16 protein-coding genes are annotated in these 19120 nt (G+C 71.9%); 9 read left to right on the top strand and 7 right to left on the bottom strand.

From position 1 onward, the window contains the following. Window positions 1–14: 14 nt before the first annotated feature. Together IT293_16970 and IT293_16965 are read right to left on the bottom strand one after the other, a co-directional pair. Entirely contained in the window at window positions 15–1607 is a 1593-nt protein-coding gene (locus IT293_16970) for a DsbA family protein (GenBank protein ID MCC6766354.1), read from the bottom strand. A gap of 12 nt (window positions 1608–1619) precedes the next feature. Next, entirely contained in the window at window positions 1620–2246 is a 627-nt protein-coding gene (locus tag IT293_16965; GenBank protein ID MCC6766353.1) for a DUF4143 domain-containing protein, read from the bottom strand. A 71-nt stretch (window positions 2247–2317) separates the two neighbouring features. Between IT293_16965 and IT293_16960 the strand changes: the two genes are divergently transcribed. The 7 genes from IT293_16960 to IT293_16930 all read left to right on the top strand — a co-directional run bounded on the left by IT293_16960 (window position 2318) and on the right by IT293_16930 (window position 11951). Further along, window positions 2318–4045: a hypothetical protein gene (locus tag IT293_16960; protein MCC6766352.1), complete on the top strand. Its 1728-nt coding sequence runs from the start codon at window positions 2318–2320 to the stop codon at window positions 4043–4045. Between the two features lie 125 nt (window positions 4046–4170). Further along, complete coding sequence (locus IT293_16955; GenBank protein ID MCC6766351.1) at window positions 4171–4416, top strand: ribbon-helix-helix protein, CopG family; 246 nt, start codon at window positions 4171–4173, stop codon at window positions 4414–4416. Beyond that, complete coding sequence (locus tag IT293_16950; protein MCC6766350.1) at window positions 4416–4826, top strand: putative toxin-antitoxin system toxin component, PIN family; 411 nt, start codon at window positions 4416–4418, stop codon at window positions 4824–4826. The genes IT293_16955 and IT293_16950 overlap by 1 nt, the downstream gene beginning before the upstream one ends. 233 nt (window positions 4827–5059) lie before the next feature. Further along, window positions 5060–7651, top strand: a complete 2592-nt coding sequence (locus tag IT293_16945; GenBank protein MCC6766349.1) for a M1 family metallopeptidase — start codon at window positions 5060–5062, stop codon at window positions 7649–7651. Between the two features lie 6 nt (window positions 7652–7657). Then, on the top strand, window positions 7658–9172 hold the full coding sequence (locus IT293_16940) for a hypothetical protein (protein MCC6766348.1): 1515 nt from the start codon (window positions 7658–7660) through the stop codon (window positions 9170–9172). Between the two features lie 9 nt (window positions 9173–9181). Next, window positions 9182–11149: a hypothetical protein gene (locus IT293_16935; protein MCC6766347.1), complete on the top strand. Its 1968-nt coding sequence runs from the start codon at window positions 9182–9184 to the stop codon at window positions 11147–11149. 223 nt (window positions 11150–11372) lie between these two features. Then, window positions 11373–11951 (top strand): gamma-glutamylcyclotransferase, encoded by a 579-nt coding sequence (locus IT293_16930; GenBank protein ID MCC6766346.1) that lies wholly within the window; start codon window positions 11373–11375, stop codon window positions 11949–11951. Window positions 11952–11960: 9 nt separating this feature from the next. Here the strand turns inward: IT293_16930 and IT293_16925 are convergent, their stop codons facing one another. Both IT293_16925 and IT293_16920 read right to left on the bottom strand, forming a co-directional pair. Next, window positions 11961–13646 carry an acyl-CoA dehydrogenase family protein gene (locus tag IT293_16925; GenBank protein ID MCC6766345.1) on the bottom strand — a complete coding sequence of 562 codons (1686 nt, stop codon included), beginning with the start codon at window positions 13644–13646 and terminating at the stop codon, window positions 11961–11963. Between the two features lie 91 nt (window positions 13647–13737). Beyond that, window positions 13738–14328, bottom strand: coding sequence for a response regulator (locus IT293_16920; protein ID MCC6766344.1), 591 nt, complete (start codon window positions 14326–14328; stop codon window positions 13738–13740). A 110-nt stretch (window positions 14329–14438) separates the two neighbouring features. Between IT293_16920 and IT293_16915 the strand changes: the two genes are divergently transcribed. Together IT293_16915 and IT293_16910 are read left to right on the top strand one after the other, a co-directional pair. Further along, on the top strand, window positions 14439–15716 hold the full coding sequence (locus IT293_16915; GenBank protein MCC6766343.1) for a BamA/TamA family outer membrane protein: 1278 nt from the start codon (window positions 14439–14441) through the stop codon (window positions 15714–15716). Window positions 15717–15735: 19 nt separating this feature from the next. Next, window positions 15736–16089, top strand: coding sequence for a hypothetical protein (locus tag IT293_16910; protein MCC6766342.1), 354 nt, complete (start codon window positions 15736–15738; stop codon window positions 16087–16089). Between the two features lie 71 nt (window positions 16090–16160). Here the strand turns inward: IT293_16910 and IT293_16905 are convergent, their stop codons facing one another. From IT293_16905 to IT293_16895, 3 genes are all read right to left on the bottom strand, one after another. Then, window positions 16161–17450 carry a 4-hydroxybutyrate CoA-transferase gene (locus tag IT293_16905; protein ID MCC6766341.1) on the bottom strand — a complete coding sequence of 430 codons (1290 nt, stop codon included), beginning with the start codon at window positions 17448–17450 and terminating at the stop codon, window positions 16161–16163. Window positions 17451–17560: 110 nt separating this feature from the next. After that, window positions 17561–18286 carry a 4'-phosphopantetheinyl transferase superfamily protein gene (locus IT293_16900; GenBank protein MCC6766340.1) on the bottom strand — a complete coding sequence of 242 codons (726 nt, stop codon included), beginning with the start codon at window positions 18284–18286 and terminating at the stop codon, window positions 17561–17563. Window positions 18287–18290: 4 nt separating this feature from the next. Continuing rightward, window positions 18291–19112 carry an outer membrane lipoprotein-sorting protein gene (locus IT293_16895; protein MCC6766339.1) on the bottom strand — a complete coding sequence of 274 codons (822 nt, stop codon included), beginning with the start codon at window positions 19110–19112 and terminating at the stop codon, window positions 18291–18293. Window positions 19113–19120: the final 8 nt, after the last annotated feature.

The raw sequence follows: 19120 nt of genomic DNA, 5'->3' as shown, positions 1-19120 counted from the left end.
CCTCGCGCTCCGGGTCAGCCCTGCTTCGCGCCGATCGGCTGCGCGCAGCCCTTCACGTCGGGATTGTCGGCGCAGAACTGCTTCTGCAGGCTCGCCGCGTCGACCGCGTTGAACTCCCGGCGGTTGTTCGAGAGGAAGGTCGGGCTCGCGCCGATCTTCAGGCTCTCGGCGAACTGGAAGGACTTCTTCAGGAGGTCCTTGCCTTCGCCCTCGAAGCACTTCTGGATGACCTTCTCGTCCATGCCGGCTTCCTTCGCGCACGGCTGCCAGCCCGGATTGCGGTAGTCCTTGCTGCGGCACGCCAGGTACTTCGCGAACTGGTGGTCCTTCGGGTACTTCGCCGCGGCGCAGATCTCGCGGAGATCCTCGTCGACCTCGGCCTGCCCGTGCATCGACGTGAGCTTGTCGCCCTCCATCTGACCGATGAAGTGCACGTTCAAGGTGATGTCCTTGCCGAAGTGCTGTACGACGTCGTTCGCCGCGACCATCGCCTGCGCGCCGTACGGACACTGCGACATCACGAACAGGTCGAGCGTGCGCGGCTTCGCCTGGCGACACGCCTTGGCATCCGTGCACTGGTCGTCGGCGCAGTCGGCCTTGCCGTCGCCGTCGTCGTCGAGGCCGCCGTTGTCGCAGATCTCGGCGGTCGGATCGAACTTGGCGTCGAGGCGGAGCGTCCGCCACTTGCCGAGCGGCTGCATATAGCCCTGGAGCGCCGTGTAGCCCTCGGCATCCTTCACGACCTCGTCGGCATCGACGAGGATCGCGGGCAGCACCTTGAAGTTCGGGTCGAGGCCGCGAAGCTCCTGGTAGAGCTTCTTGCCGTCCTCGCTCATGTAGTCGACGTGCTGGACCTGGAGGCCGCCGAGCTCGTTCTTGATGCGCGGCTCGAGCGGCGCGATGTTGCACTCGGCACAGCGCCTGTCCGAGAAGAAGATCGCGTGCACGGCGGGCGGCACGGGGATGTTCTTGCAAGCCTCGGGCTGATCTCCGGTGGTCGCGTTGCACGCCGCCTTCAGGAAGTCGCGGGTCTTGCGGCCGCCGTCGTAGGGCTTGCCGTCGAGGACCATGGTGGGCGAGCCCTGCGCGCCCTTCTGCTGCGCCTCGGCGAACGACGCCGCGAGGAGCTGCTGCCCCTCGTCGCCGTTCACGCAGGTCTCGAGCGCCGCCGCGTCGATGCCCGCCTGGCCCGCGCAATCCTTCCAGTTGGTGTCGACGGCGCGCGGGTTCTTGTTCTGGCAGACGATCAGGTCGAGGTACTTCTTCGGCGCCTGCTTGGCGGCGCAGAGCTGCGCGATGTCGCCCTTCACCTCGGCCGGACCGTGCAGCGACTGGAAGTTTCCGGCGGCGCCGTTGCCGATGTAGCCGATCTTGAGGTTCAGACCGTCGCCGAGCTGCTGCTTCACGGGCGCGACCGCGTTCACCACCTGCACCCCGTACGGGCACTGGGACATCACGTACATCTCGAGCGTGGGTGCGGCGCCTTTGGCCTCGGTCTTGGCGGTCTGGCCGTCGCCGGCGGCTTTGTCGCCGCCCGCTTGGTTCTGGCAGGCGGCCACGGAGACGATCAGCACGGCGGAAAGGAACGTCTTCTGGAAAGTTTTCATAGGTCGCGGAAGTTAGCGCGGCCCGGGCCCGAAGGCTAGCAACTCACGACGGCCGAGCGCACCGCGTCGAAATTTCCGCGCCCTTTCGCGTCCGCCAACAAGCGCCACGCGACCCGGGATGTCAGCGCGAAAAACGAGGCGGCGAAACCAATGCGTGGCCGGCTGGCCGAAGAAGTCTTCGAGCCCGAGACCGCCCGCGCCGATCAGCCAGACGGTCGCCTTGGGATAGCGCTTCCGGAAGGCCTGCAGGCCGCTGACCTTGCCCGGGCGGCCGCTCTTGACCTCCAGCGCCCACACGCGCGTGCCATGGGCCACGACGAAGTCGACCTCGGCGTCGCCGTCGCGCCAGTACGTCACGCTCCAATCCGGCCCCGGCAGACCGTTCAGCAGATGCGCGCCGACCGCGTTCTCGACCAGCCGGCCCCACCAGCCGCCGTCGCCGATCGCCTGGGAAAACGAGCGCAGCGACAGCGCATTCACGAGCGCATTGTTCCAGAGCACGAGCTTCGGACTGCTGCCGCGCTGCTCCGCCGCGGTGGTCTTGCCGACTGTGCGCGGCCCCACGATCACCTGCAGCAGAGGTGTACGCCGCCGGCACGCCGCGGCCAGCTCGTCGACCAGTACGCGGGTGAAGGCCATGACCACCAGCGTCGCGGTGGCAGGGGCGACCGGCCAAGATTACTCAATGACTGAGTAAATTTACTCAGCCGATGAGTACGCTCCGGCTCAGGCAACGGCGGACGCACCGCGCCGGCTATTTCTACAACGGCAGCAACAACGACTTCGCCGTGGTGCGCTACAACAGCGATGGGACCCTGGACGGCACGTTCGGAAGCGGGGGCCAGGTCACAACCCCGGTGGGTACCTTGGACGACAGCGCTTCTGCCCTGGTCGTACAAAGTGATGGCAAGCTAGTGGCGGCTGGCTATTCGTCGACCGGGAGCAGCTTGGCCTTCGCAGTCGTGCGCTATAACAGCGACGGGACGCTCGACGGCACGTTCGGGAGCGGAGGCATCGTCACGACACCCGTTGGGGCGAGCGTGACCGCTGATTCCGCCGCCCTTGTGGTGCAAGGCGACGGCAAGTTGGTCGTGGCCGGAGCTTCCTACAACGGAAGTAACGATGATCTCGCGTTAGTGCGTTACAACACCGACGGGACGCTCGACGGCACGTTCGGGACCGGGGGCATCGTCACGACGCCTGTGGGGAGCAACTACGACCGTGCTCATGCTCTCATGGCCCAGAACGACGGCAAGCTGGTAGCGGCGGGTTATTCTGCCGACGGCAGCAACCCCCGCTTCGCCGTCGTACGCTACAATAGCGACGGGACGCTGGACGGCACGTTTGGGACCGGAGGTAAGGTCACCACGACGCTAAGGAACGTCTTGGTGGGCGATATCGCCCTCGCCATTGTCGTGCAGAGCGATGACAAATTGGTGGTGGCCGGCTCTTCCGTCGGCGGGAGCCGGAGTGACTTCGCGGTAGTGCGCTATGAAGTCGCGCCCGACCCAACCCCAACACCCACGCCGACGTCCACGGCACCGACCCCCACGGCCACCCCGCCCACCTACGATTGCTGCAGCGCCAGCTCCGGGTGTCCCCTCAACGAGCTCGATTGCGGCTTTTGTGCTTGCGGCTTCGATCCCGCGTGTTGCACCGTCTGGACCGAGCAGTGCGCGCGCATTGCGGGATCCCTCTGCGCCGGCGTGTGCCCATGCGCAGCGCCCTCCGCGTGCCCGGGAGGCTCCAACGATCCGCATGCTTGCCTCGACGACTTTCTCTGTTACCAGATGAAGGCATCGTCCGGCGCCGCCAAGTTCTCGCCGGTTTTAGGGTTCGCGTTGCGTGAGACGTTCGAGCTGAGCGCCGACGTGCTGAAGACGAAGACGCTTTGCCTTCCAGGCGACGCGGGCGATGGGACCGTCGACTCGCTGACGCATCACGAAGCGTATCAGGTGAAGGCGCCCGCGGTGGCTGGGCGTGGCACCTTCGGCGTCGTCGATCGCTTCGGGTCGTTGACCGTAACGGGGCTGAAGCTCGAGCGTCTGCTGGTGCCGAGCAACAAGAGCCTGAGCGGCACGCCGTCGGCGCCGCCGGCGGCCACCGCCGACATGTTCGATTGCTACAAGGCGAAAATCAGCAAGACGACGCCGTTTCCCAAAGGGGTTCAGGTGACGGTCACCGACCAGTTCGAGACCGCTCGGCTCTACGACGTGAAGAAGCCGACGCGCATTTGCTTCGCGGCATCGGCACGAATACCGGCCGAGCCCTTCGTCAACCCCGTTGCGATGATGATGTGCTACCAGATCAAGGTCGCCAAGGGCGGGGCGAAGCATGCCAAGATCGTGGATCAGATCGAGATCGCCAATCGTTTCGGGACCGAGCAGCTCGACAGCCTGAAGCAGGAGACGATCTGCGTGCCGGCGCGGCAGCTGTAGAGCGATAATTTTCGACTCTGTTTCTGCGCGGCTTCTCCGGGTCCGCATCGAGGTCCTTATTGGCCCTTGAGGGCGAGGCGAGAGTCGCGTACGGTTCAACACAGTTAAACCACAAGAGGGGTACTATGGCGCGCAAGACCCGCATCCTGGGCTTTTCGGTGGCACCGTCGATCGCGGTGGCGTACGAGCGGCTCGCGGCACGCCAGCGCAAGAGTAAGAGCGAGCTGTTTCGCGAGATGGTCGAGACATACAAAGCGAAGCTCGACGAGGACGAGCTGCTCCGCCTCCAAGCGCGGATGAGCCGCAAGGCACGCAAGCTGCGCGTGCTCACCGAGCGGGACGTGGAGCGCATCGTCTTCAAAGACCGTTGATGCGGGTCGTGTTCGACACGAACGTCTTCATCTCGGCGTTCGTGGTCCCCGCGAGCCAGGGCGAGTATGCGCTCCGCCTGGCGTGTCGCCGGCACTTCCAGCTCGTCACCTCGCTGGCGATCCTCACCGAGACCGCCCGGAAGTTGCATGGGAAGTTCGGCCAGTCCGAAGTCGACGTGCGCAGCGCGCTCAAGCTCGTCAGCCGTGTCGCCGAGATCGTCAAACCGAAGATGCGGGTGACGGCCCTCACCGATGAGCCGGACAACCGCATTCTCGAATGTGCGCTCCAAGGCGAGGCCGACGTGGTGGTGAGCGGTGACCGCCATCTACTCCGCCTGCGCCGGTTCCAGGGTATTCCGATGAGCCGCCTTGCCGACTTCGTACGGATGTTTCCGCCCGTCGAGGAGTGAGTCTCGGAGATCGCCAAGGCCCGAAGCGCGCTGTCGCTGGTCTTCGCATGCCGCTGGGTTCGGGCGTCGTCCGCCCGCGTATTGGACGACGTGGCCGCTCCGTTCCCAGCGGATCGTGCGCGGATCGGAAAACCACACGGTCCCGAAGAGCGGGCAGGCCATCCTCGGCGACTACCCGTATCAGGGCGGGCCGCGCTTGCAGCGCGCCGTAGCGTCAGGAACAGTGCCCCGCCATGACGACGAGCGTGCCCGCGGATCCGGGGGTGAACTTCCGGCTGTCGCGCGAGGTCTGGCCGCGCCGGTACGACGTGCGGCTGGTGCTCGACCTCGAGCATTGGCGCCAGCGCGGATCGGTGGCGATCGAGCTCGACGTGCGGACGGCGACGTCGGTCGTGACCCTCCACGCGCTCGATCTCGACGTGACGTCGGCCCGCCTCGAAGGCCGGGCGCCCGGCCTGCCGACCGAGGCGCGGGTCGTCGTCCACCCGAAGGCGGAGGCGGTGAGCCTCTGCTTCCCCGCCCCCGTGGAACCCGGCGCGGCGACGCTCCGACTCGCCTTCACCGGCGAGATCGTCGAGAAGCTCCGCGGGCTCTATCGCTCGGTGAAGGACGGCGAGCGCTATGCCGCGACGCAGTTCGAGGCCGCCGACGCGCGCCGCGCGTTCCCGTGCTTCGACGAGCCCGAGTACAAGGCGCGCTTCGCGCTCACCCTCGACGTTCCCGCCGACGCGGCGGCGATCGCGAACGGCGCCGTCCTCGCCGAAGAGCCGCGCGCGCCCGGCCGGAAGGTCGTGCGCTTCGCCGAGACGCCGCCGATCTCGTCGTATCTCGTGGCGTTCCTCGTCGGCCCCTTCGAGGCGACCCCGCCCGTCGAGGCGGCGGCCGGCACGCCCGTGCGCGTCTGGCTGCCGCGCGGCCTCGCCGACAAGGGTCTCTACGCGCGCGACGCGCATCGCCAGGCCGTCGAGTGGCTCGCCGACTACACCGGCATCCCCCACCCCTACGGCAAGATCGACGCGATCGGGCTCGCCGACTTCGAGGCCGGCGCCATGGAGAACCCGGGCGCGATCACCTATCGGCTGACCGCGATCGCGGCCGATCCGGCCGAGGCCTCGACCGACACGCTGAAGGACATCTTCTACACCGCCGCGCACGAGCTCACGCACATGTGGTGGGGCGATCTCGTCACGATGGCGTGGTGGAACGACCTCTGGCTGAACGAGTCGTTCGCCACCTTCGTCGGCTGGAAGGCGACCGCCGAGCTCAACCCCGGGTGGGGCATGTGGCGCGACTTCGTCGCGACCCTCTCCCGGCCCTTCCTCCTCGATGCGCTCGTGTCGACGCACCCCATCTCCTTCCAGGTCGAGAACGCCCGCCAGGCGGCCGAGCGCTTCGACGTCATCACCTACTGGAAGGGCGCGGGCGTCGTCCGCATGATCGAGCGCTTCCTCGGCGCCGACGCGTTCCGGGCCGGCGTGCGGAGCTATCTCCGGCGCTACGCCGAGAAGAACGCGACCGCCGACGACTTCTGGCGCGAGCTCGACCAGGCGTCGGGCCGCGATGTGACCGCGATCGCGAACGCCTGGATCCGCGAGCCGGGCCACCCGGTCGTCGAGATCGCGAGCCGCTTCGACGCCACGGGCGCGACGCTCCGTCTCCGGCAGCGCCGCTTCTTCTCCGACCCCGAGATGAGCGGCGTCGCGCCGGCGCAGCGCTGGCCGGTGCCGCTCGTGCTCAAGATTGGCGGCGCGACCGGCATCCGCGAGGAGCGCGTGCTGCTCGCCGGCGACGAGACCGAGGTGGCGCTCGCCGGCGCGCGCTGGGTCTTCCCGAACGGCGGCGGCGCCGGCTTCTACCGCTTCGCGCTCGACGACGCCGCGATCGCGCGCCTCGCCGGCGCGGTCGCGACGGGGCTCGCCCCCGAGGAACGCCTGAGCCTCGTCGGCAACCAGTGGACGCTCGTCAAGGCCGGCATCGGCACGGTCGCGGGCTTCGTGACGCTCGTCCGCGGCTTCGCCGGCGAGCAGGACCGCGCGGTGCTGGAGGCCATCTCGCAGCGGCTCGCCTGGCTCGACACCAACGTGCTCGCCGACGCCGACCGGCCGAGCTTCACCGCGCTCGTCCAGACGATCTTCGGCCCCGAGCTCGCCGCGCTCGGGTGGGATCCCCGTCCCGGCGAGCCCGTCGACGTGCGCGTGAAGCGCGCGGTCGTGACCGGCGCGCTCGGCAATCTGGCGCGCGACCCGGCGGTCCTCGCCGAGGCGCGAGCCCGGCTCGAGCGCTACCTCGCCGACCGCGCCGCGCTCGAGCCGAACCTCGTGCCGATCGTCGCGAACCTCGTCGCGCACGACGGCGACGCCGCGCTCTACGAGCGCTTCCTCGACCGCAAGCGCGCAAGCGCCGCCGACGACCCCGAGGAGGAGGAGCGCTTCCTGCTCGCGCTCGCGGGCTTCGAGGATCCCGCGCTCGTCGCGCGCACGCTCGCGCTCACCTTCACCGACGACGTGCGGCCACAGGACCGCGCCTTCGTGCTGTCGCGCCTCCTCGGCGGACGGGCCTCGCGCCACGCCGCCTGGCGGTTCGTCCGCGACGGCTGGGAGGCGCGGATCCTCCCCATGGATCCCATGCTGCGTCAGTACGTGATCCGCGGCATGTCGATGCTGACGCCGCCCGAGATCGCCGGCGCGGTCGGCGACTTCCTCGCCGCGCACGTTACCGACGACACGCGCGAAACGACGGCGCAGGCCTGCGAGCAGCTCCGCATCGACGCCGCCGCCGTGCTCCGGCTCGGCCCCGAGCTCGCCGCCGCGCTGCGCGCCGCCTGAGCGTCCGTGCCGGCGTCCTCCTCCCGTGGCTGGCTCGCGCTGGCGCTCGTCGCCGGGACGGCGATGCGGCTCGCGCTGGTCGCGCTCGCGCCGCGCTGGGGCTACGCCCTCGATCACTTCGAGGTGCTGGGCATGGGCGAGGTGGCCGCCGCGCGCGGGCTCGTCCACGCCTACTCGGCGCCGCCGGACGCGCTGCCGACGCTGCGCGGCTGGTTCGTGCAGAACGGCGTGCCGGTGGTGCTGCCGCGGCGCGGGGTCTACCCGCCGAACTACCCGCCGCTCGCGACGGCCGTCTTCTGGGCGCAGAGCCGCTGGCTCGGCGTCGGCGCCCCCGACTTCCTCGCGAACACGCCCTACACGCGCCTCGTCACGTCGGTCGTGCCCTGGCTCTTCGAGCTCACGACCGCGCTCGGCGTCGGCCTGCTCGTACACGCGCTCACGGCGCGGACGAGGACGGCGGCCGGCGCCGCGGCGCTCACCTGGTTGGCGCCGCCCCTCATGATGAACACGGCCGTCTTCGGACAGTACGACGCGCTCGCGCTGGCGCCCGCCGTCCTCGCCGTCGCGGCCATGGCGCGCGGACGCTGGATCGCCGCCGGCGCCGCGACCGGCGTCGCGCTCCTCGCGAAGCCGCAGGGACTGCTCGTGCTGCCAATCGCCGGGTTCGCGGCGCTCGTCGCCACGCCGGCGGGCCTCCTGCCGTGCCTCGGACGGCTCGCCCGCCTCGGCGGCGTCGCCCTCGCGACGGTCGCGCTCGGCAGCGCGCCCTGGCTGCTCGCCGACGGCGCCGCGTGGCTCGAGCGCTGTTACCGGATGAACTTCTTCGAGGTGCTCTCCTACACGACGCTCGAAGCCTACAACGTCTGGTACCTGGCGGCGCTGCTGGCGGAGCGCCATCCCGTGTACGACGTGCTGACGTCGACGGTGACCGTCGCGGGGCTCACGCGCGACGCGTGGGGACGCGTCCTGCTCGGCCTCGCGCTCGCAGCGGTCGCGGCGCTCGCGTGGACGCGCCACCGCCGGCGGCCCGCGCTCGCGATCGTCGTCTTCGCGAGCCTCTGGCTCTGGAGCGTGTTCCTCTGGCCGACGCGGGTCCACGAGCGCTACCTACTCTACTGCGTACCGTTCGTGATCGCCGCGGCCGCCGCGCTGCCGCGTCTACGCCCCGTCGTCGCGGCCGTGCTGGTGCTCGCGACGATGGAGCACGCGTGGCCGCTCTGGCGCACCGGGCCCGCGGTCGGGACCTTCGACCGTCGCGCGGTCGAGCGCTTCCACGAGGCGCGCTTCCAGGACTACTGGCAGGGCCGCCCGGTCACCATCGAGAGCGCCAAGGCCGGCCCGAAGCCCGAGGAGTCGCTGCGGCTGGCGTTCACGCGTCATCGCGCCGAGCGCGGCCGGACCCTCTGGCTCGAATGGACGCTCACGCTCCTCTCGCTCGCATCGTACGGCGCGGCGCTCGTCGTCGCCTCGGAGCGTTCGCGCGCTGACGCGCCCGCGGATGATGTGCTAGCGTCCGCCTGACCGTCGCCCATGCCCCCGTCCAATCGCCGCGACCTCGCGCTCTGTCTCGTAGCCTGCGCCCTCCTCCTGCTGCTCCCGTGGGCAGAGCCGCGTCCGGCGGACGACCTCTTCATCGCGCTCGCGGGAGGCCGGGACGCGCTCGCCGGCAGGCTCGGGACGCCCGACGACTGGTCGTACACGACCGGAGGGCGCGTCTGGCTGAACCAGAACTGGGGAAGCGACGTCCTCTTCTACGCGACCGACGCCGCGACCGGACCGGACGGCCTCCTCGCGCTGAAGGGCGTGCTCCTCGTCGCGGCGGCGGCACTCCTCGCCGCCACCGCGCTCGCGCGCGGCGCCGGCGCACCCGAGGCGTGGCTCGTCGCCGGCGTCGCTCTCGCGGCGGGCCGGAGCTACGTCGATCTCCGCCCCGCCCTCGTCGGGCTCGTGCTCGCGTGCGCCTGCCTCGCGGCCCTGGTCCGCGCGACCGCGCGGCCGATCTGGCTCGCGGCGGTGGTCGTGATCCTCGCGCTCTGGGCGAACGCCCACGGGAGCTTCGTCTTCGGGCTCGGCCTCCTCGGCGCCTGGACCCTCGCGGTCGGCGCCTGCGTGCCGCGCATGCTGCCCGCCGCGCTCGGCGCGTGCGCCGCCGCCGTCGCGCTCGCCGCCTTCGCCAATCCCTTCGGCAGCGAGAACCTGGCGCACGCGCTCGTCGTCGGCGCGAGCCCGGCCTGGCGAACGGTGGCCGAGTGGGTGCCGCTCTTCGCGGCCGACGTCACGGCCTTCGGAAGCCGTTGGGAGATCTGCACGCTCGCGGGGGTCTTCGTCGCGCTCCTGGGGGCCCGGCTCGCCGTCGGCCGCGGCGCCCCGGCGCTCGCCCCCGACGACGAGCGCCGCGCCCGCGCGCTCTTCGACGCCGTCGTCCTGATCGCGGTCGCCGTCATGACGGTGCGCGCCCGGCGCTTCGTGCCGCTCGCGCTCGTCGTCCTCGCCGGACCGCTCGCGGCCGAGCTCGCCTGGTGGCGTCGCCGGCTCGGCGGTCCCTGGCCGCTCCGCGCCCTCGCCGTCGGGCTCGCGCTCGCGGCCGCGGCCGCGCTCCCGCCCGTCGCCCGGCGCTATGCCGCCGCCAATCCCGTGTTCGCCGGCCTCTCGACCTTCGAGCGCATGGTGGATGCGCCGACGTTCCCGCGCGACGCCGCGGCGTTCGTGCGCGCCAACGGACTACACGGCCGCGCCTACGCGGCGTGGGAAGCCGAGGGGTTCCTGCGCTGGACCGACACCCCGGTCACGGTGCTGATCGGCGGGCGGGCGCAGCAGGTCTACGACGAGACGACCCTGCAACTGCACAAGGACCTCCGCACCGGCGTCGCGCCGGCGCGTGACGCGCTCGGCGGGTACGACGTCGGGCTCGCGATCCTGCCGATGACGGCGCCGTACGCCCTCCCGCTCGGCGGGCTCGTGTACGCGGAAGGCTCACCGTGGGCGTTCATCTACTCCGACGGCCGCCACGTGGTGCTCGCCGACACGAGCCGCGCCGAGCTCGCGCCGACGATCGCGGCGCTCGAGGCCGGCACGCTCCGCTACCCGACGCCGGCGATCGCCGCCACGAGCCGCATGATGTACCTCGCCTCACCGCACACGGGCGCCGACGTCGAGAAGATACGCGACGCGGCGAAGGCGGCCGTCGCGGCGGGGCCGGTCGCGCTCGCCTACGCCGTGCTCGGCGACGTCGCGATGGCGGACAAGTCGTCGCAGGCGACGCGCGAGTACCTCGCGACCGAGCGCGAACGCCTCGCGGCGCTCGCCGCCCGCGAGGGCGAATCGCTCGCCCTCGCGCAGGCCCGGCTCGCGGTCGCGCGCATCGAGGCCGCGCTCGTCGCGCGCACCGTCGACCCGGAAGGCGTGCAGCGCACCAAGAACGAGCTCGCACTGCGCGTCGCCGACATGCGGCGGATGCTCACGACCTGGGCCTACGGCTGGGACCCGAACGTATTCTAGGAGCCGACCGGCATCCCCGGCATGGGGAGCGCTCGCAGCGCGCGCCGGCGCCGCCGGCCGCGCGGCGCCCACGCGGCGCGGCGGCATGGACAGGGTGGCGGGGCTCGGGCAGGACGGGCGGCATGCGGCGCGCCCCCGTATCCCGTAGACGCCGCGCCGGCTGGATCGCGGCGGACGCGGACGGCGCCGCGACCCGGCCCGGCCGCGACGGAACCCGGCGCGGATGAGCGACCGCGTCTGGTACTTCGCCTACGGCTCCAACATGCAGCCGGCGACCTTCGCCGGGCGGCGCGGTATCACGCCGTCGCGCGCGCTCGCGGCGCGGGCGCCCGGGTGGCGGCTCGTCCTCGACAAGCCGCCGCTCGTGCCGATCGGCGAGTCCTTCGCGAACCTCGTCTCCGCCGCCGACGCGGAGGTCTACGGGGTCGCCTACGAGATCACCGTGGAGGATCTCGCGCACGTCGAGCTCACCGAGGGGGTGCTGATCGACAACTACGCGCGCATCGAGATCGCCGTGACGCCGCTCGCGCGCGAGGCGGCGCGCGCCGCGGCGGTCACTCCGGCGGACGACTGGCCATCGCGGGCCTTCACGCTCGCCTCCGAGAAGCACGCGCCCGAGCTGCGACCGTCCGCTTACTACATGGACCTGCTCGTCGAGGGCGCCCGCCACCACGGGCTTCCCGACGACTGGATCGCGATGCTGCGCGCCGTGCCGACGAAGGCCGCGAGCGCGGAGGCCACCGCCGCCCGCGCGATTATCGACGCGGGGCTCGCGGCGGCGCGGCAGTGGAAGCCGTCGTAGCGGCGGTCGTTACTTCACCCGATCCGACGCGAGCAGCGTCGCGTCGTCGGCGCCGAGGTCTGCCTCCCACAGCAGATCCACACCCTCCCGCGCGAAACGCCGCGCCGCGGCGGCCGGGCGCGGATCATGCTCGTGCACGAGCGCCCACGCGGCGTGGTCGACCAGGAGCGCCAAGCCGAGCGTCCGGCCGAGCGTCAGCGCGAAGCGGCGCGCGCCCGCTTCCACGTGCGCACCGCCGCGGCCGCTCGCGGCGGCGATCCACCGCTCGGCGTGCTCGATCGCGGCGAGCGCGGCGGCGCCCGCGGCGCGGAGCGTCGGCTCCCCCGCGGCCGCCGCGACGCGCCGGCGCACCTCGCGCCCGAAGACCGGCAAGGCCTCGGCGCGGGAGATGGCGCGGAGAGCGTCGAGGGCGAGGACGTTCGTCGTGCCCTCCCAGATCGACAGCACCTGCGCGTCGCGCAGGATCTCCGGCAGGCCGGTATCCTCGATGTAGCCCGCGCCGCCGAACGCCTCGAGCGTCTCGCTCGCGCCCGCGACCGCCTGGCGCCCGGTCGTGAGCTTCATGAGCGGCTGGAGGAGACGCAGGAGCGCCGCCTCCTCGTCGGTGATCACGCCGGTCTCCTCGCGGCCGAGGAGCGCGACGCCGTGGAACGCGAGATGGAACGCGGCCTCGTACTCGGCCTGCATGCCGGCGAGCGTGTCGACGTGGAGCGGCTTCTGGTCGAGCGTCGCGCCGAACGCGAAGCGGCGCCCGGCGAAGTCACGCGCGAGCGCGAGCCCGCGCCGCAAGCTCGCTACCGAGCAGATCGCGTTCCAGGTGCGCGTGATGTTGAGCATCGGGGTGATGTTGCGGACGCCGTCGGTCAGCCCCGCGACCGGGACCGCGAGCGTGCCGTGCAACGTCAGCTCGGCCGTCGGCACCATCCGCGTACCGAGTTTGTCCTTGAGCCGGTTCACCTCGATGTTGTTGAGGCGTCCCTGCGCGTCGCGCGTCTCCACGAGGAAGAGCGCCAGGCCGCGGCCGCCCGGGCCCGCGCTCTCCGGCCGTCCGAGCGTGAGCGCGACGTCGGCCGTGATGGCCGAGGTGAACCACTTGGTGCCCCACAGGCGCCACCCGTCGGCCGTCTCGCGCGCGACGGTCTCCGAGAGCCCGACGTCCGATCCGCCGATCCGCTCCGTCATCCACTGCCCGGAGGTCCACGCGCACGCCGGATCACGCGACGCGAGGCGGGAGAGCACGCGCTCGCGGAGCGCCGGCTCGGCCGTCACCTCGAGCGTCTTGGCGCACCCGTCGGTCATGGCGAGCGGGCACGTGTAGACCTTCGACGACGGCGCGAAGAGGTAGACGAGCGCGAACTGGTGGAGGCGCGAGTGCTCGCCGGACGCCCGCTCGTAGGCGGTCCCGATCAACCCCTCCTCGGCTGCCGTCCGCGCGAAGAGCTTCCATGCTTCGGGGGTGACGATCTCGTCGATGCGGTTCCCCCACGGGTCCCACTGCACCAGCTCGGGCTCCTCGCCGTACGACGCCGCGGCGGCGGCGCCGAGGTCGCCGACGGCCCGCCCCCCCATGCGCGCCAGCGAAGGAAGCATCGCCGCGAGCGCGTCCTTCGGCACCCGGCGTCGCAGGAAGCTCTGCAGCACCCGGTCCTCGTCGAACTGGTTCCCGAGCACGGGCGGCGTCTGGATGAAGGTCATGCGATCCCCCTCCCTGCCGCGACCGTATGTCGCCGATGGCGGGCTGTCGATCCGGAGCAGCGATTCCGAGGCGCGCCGCGGCGCCGGGCGTTCACGCCGCGGAGGTCGGGATGCTCTTGTAGCGATTCAGCCGGTTGTAGAGCGTCTTCAGGCTGATCCCGAGGATCTTCGCCGCCCGCGCCTTGTCTCCCCCGCATGCATCGAGGGTGGCGAGGATGAGACGCTGCTCGGCATCGGCGATCGAGGTCCCGATCGCCACCGGCACGATCGCGGCGCCGTCGGCGGGCTGCGATCGACGCACGCGGTCGATCTCCTCGCACAGGTCGCGCCAGCGCGCGAGATTCGCGAGGGTCGCGTGCCAGCGCGGGAGATCGATCGGCGTCGTCACGTAGTCGAACGCGCCCCGGCCGAGCGCCGTGATCGCGTCGCCGACCGCGGCGTGGCCCGCGATGACGATGAACGCGGGCGCGCCGGGCCCCGGAGCCGCGGACAGCAGCTCGATCCCGGGGCCATCGGGCAAGGTCAGCGCGGCCAGTACGACGGTCGGGCTCCGGGCCGCGAGGACGGCGCGCGCCTCGGCAAGTGATCGGGCGGTCGCGACGTCGTACCCTGCGGCACGGAGCAGCGCGGCCAGGGTGGCCTGGAACTCCAGCGCGTCGTCTACGATGAGCGCACTCGGCATCGGCGTGTCTTCCGACTCTTGTAACGCACCCGGCGAGCCAGGCGCGAGCTCGCGAGCGGAGCCCGCGCAATCCGAGCTGACCGCACCCCGGCGGATCGAGTAGAACCGACATGGTGCTCCACGCGGACCAGGTCACGGATCCGGACGGCCGACGCGCCGGAGACGGCTCGCGCGCGACCGGCCGCCGCGTGCGAGCCGTCGCGTGCGCCGCCGTCGTCGCCCTCGCCGGGCTCGCGGGGACGACGCCGACGGCCCACGCGACGCCCGAGAACGACCTCGGCCCCGAGAACCTCGTCTCCGACTCGCTGCCGTCGCGGTCCACGGTCGACGAGGACGCCGGACGGCGCCTGCCCTTCGCGATCCTGCCGCAAGCCGGCTACGGCCCGGAGACCGGCCCGAAGGTGGGCGTCAAGTTCGAAGGCCGCGACCTCTTCGGCGGCGCCCTGGTCGGCGACGTGAACCTCCTGATCGCGCTGAAGCGTCAGCAGAAGGCGACCGTCAACCTCGGGCACACCGACCTCGGGCCGTTCCTGCTGTTCGGCACGTTGGCCTGGTACACCGACCCGGCCGTCGAGTTCTTCGGCCTCGGCAACAACGAGCTCGGGCCCGACCCGGTCGCCAACTACGAGGCGCGCCGGGCGCGCCTCGGGCTCACCGTCGGCTACCGCCTCCTGCAGAAGCTCGCGATCGTGCTGGCGGGATTCTATCGCGACACCAACGTCAAGAACGGCACCGACGACGACACGCCGTCGATCCAGCGCTTCGCCCCCGGGCTCTACGGGGTCCACGGAGCGCAGTCGAACTACCTGTCGGCGGCGCTCGTCTACAACTCGCGCGACGACCTCGTGCGGCCGACCGAGGGCTGGGAAGTGCTCGTGAAGTATCTGAACGCCGATCACGCCCTCTTCAACCGCGACACCGACTACCAGAAGCTCATCTTCGACGTGAGCTTCATCCAGCCGCTCGTCTGGCGGCGCCAGGTGATCGCGCTGCACGCCAACACCGAGGTCGTCTTCGGCGACCAGGACCACATCCCCTTCTTCGAGCTGAGCTCGCTCGGGGGCGACGACACCATGCGCGGCTACTTCCCGCAGCGCTTCCTCGGCAAGGGCAGCATGCTGCTCAACGCCGAGTACCGGCTGAAGCTCGTCGACTTCAATTTCCGCAAGCTCTGGGACGTGACCATCGACGGCGTCGCGTTCGGCGACCTCGGGCGCGTCTTCGAGGACGGCCACGACTTCACCCACCACACCTTCGACGACGTCCGCTACAGCTACGGCGGCGGCCTCCGCATCGGACTCTCGTCGGGGCTGGTCGCGCGGATCGACGCCGGCTTCAGCCCCGAGCAGACCGGGCTCGTCTACCTGACGTTCGGGCACACGTTCTAGTCACGAGGGGAGCGACGACATGACCGGATGGCGGAACATCGGGCTCGGGGCGGCGGCGGCGTTCGCGATCGGCGTCGCCGCGCTCTCGGCCTGCGGCGGCGGCGGCCACGACCGCGACTCCAAGGTCTGCCGGAGCTGTGACGCGGGCGTCGACCGCGAGTGCTACGACGAGTGCCGCGATCTCTGCCGCGCGGGCGATCCCGATTGCGACACCCGCTGCGCCGCGCAGTGCGACGAATGCCGGCGGGATCTCGTCTGCGGCGCCTGCGTCGGCGGCTGCACGGGCGCGTGGCTCCGCTGCGCGCCGAGCGACCAGACCGTCACGTGCGAGGACGGCACCTTCGGCGGCCTCCCCGCGACCCCGCCCGGATAGACGGAGCGTCCCGACGGCACACGCGCCCGACGCGCGTGCGCACGCCGGGACGCCGCGCGGACCGGCGCCGGTCAGCGCAACGTGGCGCGGAGCGCGTCGCGGAACCGCGGGTCGGCGAGCTCGACGAGGGCGCGCGGACGCTCGACGTCGTCGAGCACGGAGAGGTCGACGGCGCCGTGCTCCGTCACGACCCATTGCACGTGGTGGCGCGGCGTCGTGACCCGCGTCCCGGGCGGGAACGCGGCGACGATCGTCGAGATGGACGCGCCGTTCACGGTCGCGGTCGAGCGCGTGCAGAGAAAGCTCCGGCCGCCGGGAGCGCTCCCCGCGCCGCTCACGAAGGCCTCGTGCCCGCCCGTCCCCGAGTACTGGCGGTCGCCGATCGTGTCGGCCGCGACCTGCCCCGCCAGGTCGACGGCGATCGCGCCGTTCACGCTGGTGAGCTCGGGAAGCTCCGCGAGCACGCCGGGGCCGTTCACCGCCGTCACGGGGAGGATGCGGACGTCGGGGTTGCCGTCGAGCCAATCGTAGAGCGCGCGGCTCCCGAGCGCGAAGGTCGCGACCGTGACGCCGTCATAGAGCGGCTTCCGGTTCGTGATCTTTCCCGCCTGGTGCAGGCGCATGATGCCGTCCGAGATCATCTCGGTGTGGACGCCGAATCCCGCCCGATCGCCCGCGGCGAGGATGCCCGCGATCGCGTTCGGGATCGCGCCGATCCCGAACTGGAGGATCGCGCCCGGCGGGATGCGCTCGCACACCTGGCCGGCGATCGCGAGGTCGGCCGCGGACGGCGGCGCGTCGGCGATCGTCACGATGTCGGCGTCGTGCTCGACCAGCACGTCGACCTCGGAGACGTGGACGCGGTTGCCGCCGAGCTCCGGGAGCCCGAGGACGCGCGGCATGCGCCGGTTGACCTCGGCGATCGTGAGGCGCGCCGGATCGCGCGCGGCGGCGAGGAAGGGCCGGAAGGTCGCCCCGGCATGAACCCCGAAGCTCAGATACCCGTCGGCGTCGGGCGGGCTCGTGACGGCGAGCATCACGCGCGGCGCCACGTCCATCGCCAGGCGCTCGAGGCCGTTGAAGTCGCGCGGGATGTAGGTGACGTGCTCGCCCATCGCGCGCGCCATCCGCTCGATCGGCCCGAAGAAGCCGCTCACGATGCGGACGCCCGGCGTCTGGAGGAGCGCGTAGGGCTGGAGGAGGAGGCCGGTGTAGAGGACGACGTCCTCGAGGTCGCGGCGCGCGCCGAGCGCGTCGAGGAAGCCGGCGGGCTGGCCGGCGACGAGGCCGCAGGCGAGCGTGTCGCGCGGGCGAACGAGCGCGGCGGCGTCGGCGAGCGGCAGGCGGCGTCCCTTCGTCACGCTTCCCCACTAGCACGGTCACGCGTCGCCGCGCACGGGTATCGCTGCGCCGGCGCGTTCGGTACGCCCGACAGCGGCGGCGCTCGTTTCCGGCGCCGGGCGCCGGAGATCTACGGACGCTGGGGGGAGTCCACCCGTGCGGCCGGCGCCTCGACCGCCACCGCCGCGGCGTATCCGGGCCGCGCCGCGACGTCGGCGAGCTCGAACGCGCGTGGCGCTCCGCCGCGCGCCACCGTCGCCGCCCACCTGCCCGGACGCGGCTCGATGCCCACCACCACCGCCGCGAGCGGCGCGCGGAGCCCGGCGCCCGCGGCCTTCACGCACGCCTCCTTCCGCGCCCAGCAGCGATGGAACGCCGCCGCGTACGCCGCGCCCGCGAGGCGCCCGAGCGCCTCGATCTCCGAGACCGCGAAGAAGCGTGCGGCGACGCCGTGGAGATCGTCGCGCGCGCGGACCACCTCGACGTCGACGCCCACGTCGCGACCGTCGGCAAGCGCGATCAGCGCCACCTCGCCCGAGTGCGCGACGTTGAAGCGGAGCGGCGACGAGCGCCGGAGCGCCGGCTTGCCGTTCGCGTCGGCGACGATCGCGAGCGCCTCCGGAGGGCCGAGCCCGGCCTCCGCGAGCAGCAGGCGCAGCGCGGCGCGCGTCACGACGAAGCGGATGCGGTCGTCGCTCACCCGAAAGAGCGCGGCGCGCTCCCGCTCGGGCCTCGTGAGGACCGGCGCGAGGCGCGCGTAGTCCCCGCGCGCGGCGGCGACGTCGAGGCGGTGAACGCGGACGTCGGGAAACGGCGTCGGAACGATCGCGCACCAGGAGGGCAGCGGGCCGGGCATCCGGTCATTCCTTCTTCGGCATCGCGAGCAGCGGCAGGCTGAAGACGTCGTCGGAGAAGCCGGCGTCGACCTCGGCCTCGACGAGCTCGAAGAGCGATCGGGTGCCGGCGCGCGGGTTCTCGACCTCGACGCGACCCGGCATCGGCACGCGGCCGACGAAGCGCACGTCGCTCTGTCGGATGCGTTTCAACGCGGCCGGCTCCGTGCCGTAGAGCTCGAGTTGGCGGAGGACGAGATCGGCGGCGCCGATCCACACGCGCACCCGCTCGTATCCCCCGACCCGTACGACGTCGAGCGCGTACGCCTCGACGTCGCCGAGGCGCTCCGCGCCGTGGAGGGTCGGACGCACCGCCGCGCCGCTCCACCCGAGCGAGTCGCGCAGGAGATCCAGCTCCGCCGCGGTGAGGTCGGTGCCGAGCATGCCCTCGTCCCGCATCTGGCCGGCGAACCGCCGGGCCCGGCGCTGCCGTGGCAGATAGAGCCAGCGCTCCGGCGTCCCGCCGGCGCGCTCCTGCGAGAGCACGGCCATCCCCTTCACCTCGTCCGGCGCGAGGAAGCCGAGCAGAACCTTGCGCGCGCCGTCGGCGTAGCGACGCTCGAAGAGCTCGACGGTCCGCTGGTGGCTTCGCGCCGCCGCATCCCAGGTGGTGACCCGCAGGATCTGGTGCTGGTCGGACCACGTGTACGTGCTCGCGTAGAGCCGGCGGCGCGCGTCGAGGATCGCTGCGGGATCGATCGGTATGCGCGGGTCGAGCGCCGCCCACGCGTCGATCGCCATCGCCGCCGCCGCGGCCGCCCCTCCCATCGCTCGCACCCAACGCTTCATCGGCCAGA

The organism is Deltaproteobacteria bacterium, from assembly GCA_020848745.1.
In the GTDB taxonomy this organism is placed as follows: domain Bacteria; phylum Desulfobacterota; class Binatia; order UTPRO1; family UTPRO1; genus UTPRO1.
Note: the sequence above shows the minus strand (reverse complement) of the source record. Positions and strands in the feature narration are given on the sequence as shown.

Bases quoted from the DNA above. Each gene is read 5' to 3' on its own strand.
- IT293_16960 (MCC6766352.1), top strand. From the start codon at position 2,318: ATGAGTACGCTCCGGCTCAGGCAACGGCGGACGCACCGCGCCGGCTAT.
- IT293_16955 (MCC6766351.1), top strand. From the start codon at position 4,171: ATGGCGCGCAAGACCCGCATCCTGGGCTTTTCGGTGGCACCGTCGATC.
- IT293_16965 (MCC6766353.1), bottom strand. From the start codon at position 2,246: ATGGCCTTCACCCGCGTACTGGTCGACGAGCTGGCCGCGGCGTGCCGG.
- IT293_16930 (MCC6766346.1), top strand. From the start codon at position 11,373: ATGAGCGACCGCGTCTGGTACTTCGCCTACGGCTCCAACATGCAGCCG.
- IT293_16935 (MCC6766347.1), top strand. From the start codon at position 9,182: ATGCCCCCGTCCAATCGCCGCGACCTCGCGCTCTGTCTCGTAGCCTGC.
- IT293_16945 (MCC6766349.1), top strand. From the start codon at position 5,060: ATGACGACGAGCGTGCCCGCGGATCCGGGGGTGAACTTCCGGCTGTCG.
- IT293_16910 (MCC6766342.1), top strand. From the start codon at position 15,736: ATGACCGGATGGCGGAACATCGGGCTCGGGGCGGCGGCGGCGTTCGCG.
- IT293_16900 (MCC6766340.1), bottom strand. From the start codon at position 18,286: ATGCCCGGCCCGCTGCCCTCCTGGTGCGCGATCGTTCCGACGCCGTTT.
- IT293_16970 (MCC6766354.1), bottom strand. From the start codon at position 1,607: ATGAAAACTTTCCAGAAGACGTTCCTTTCCGCCGTGCTGATCGTCTCC.
- IT293_16925 (MCC6766345.1), bottom strand. From the start codon at position 13,646: ATGACCTTCATCCAGACGCCGCCCGTGCTCGGGAACCAGTTCGACGAG.
- IT293_16950 (MCC6766350.1), top strand. From the start codon at position 4,416: ATGCGGGTCGTGTTCGACACGAACGTCTTCATCTCGGCGTTCGTGGTC.
- IT293_16915 (MCC6766343.1), top strand. From the start codon at position 14,439: ATGGTGCTCCACGCGGACCAGGTCACGGATCCGGACGGCCGACGCGCC.
- IT293_16895 (MCC6766339.1), bottom strand. From the start codon at position 19,112: ATGAAGCGTTGGGTGCGAGCGATGGGAGGGGCGGCCGCGGCGGCGGCG.
- IT293_16920 (MCC6766344.1), bottom strand. From the start codon at position 14,328: ATGCCGAGTGCGCTCATCGTAGACGACGCGCTGGAGTTCCAGGCCACC.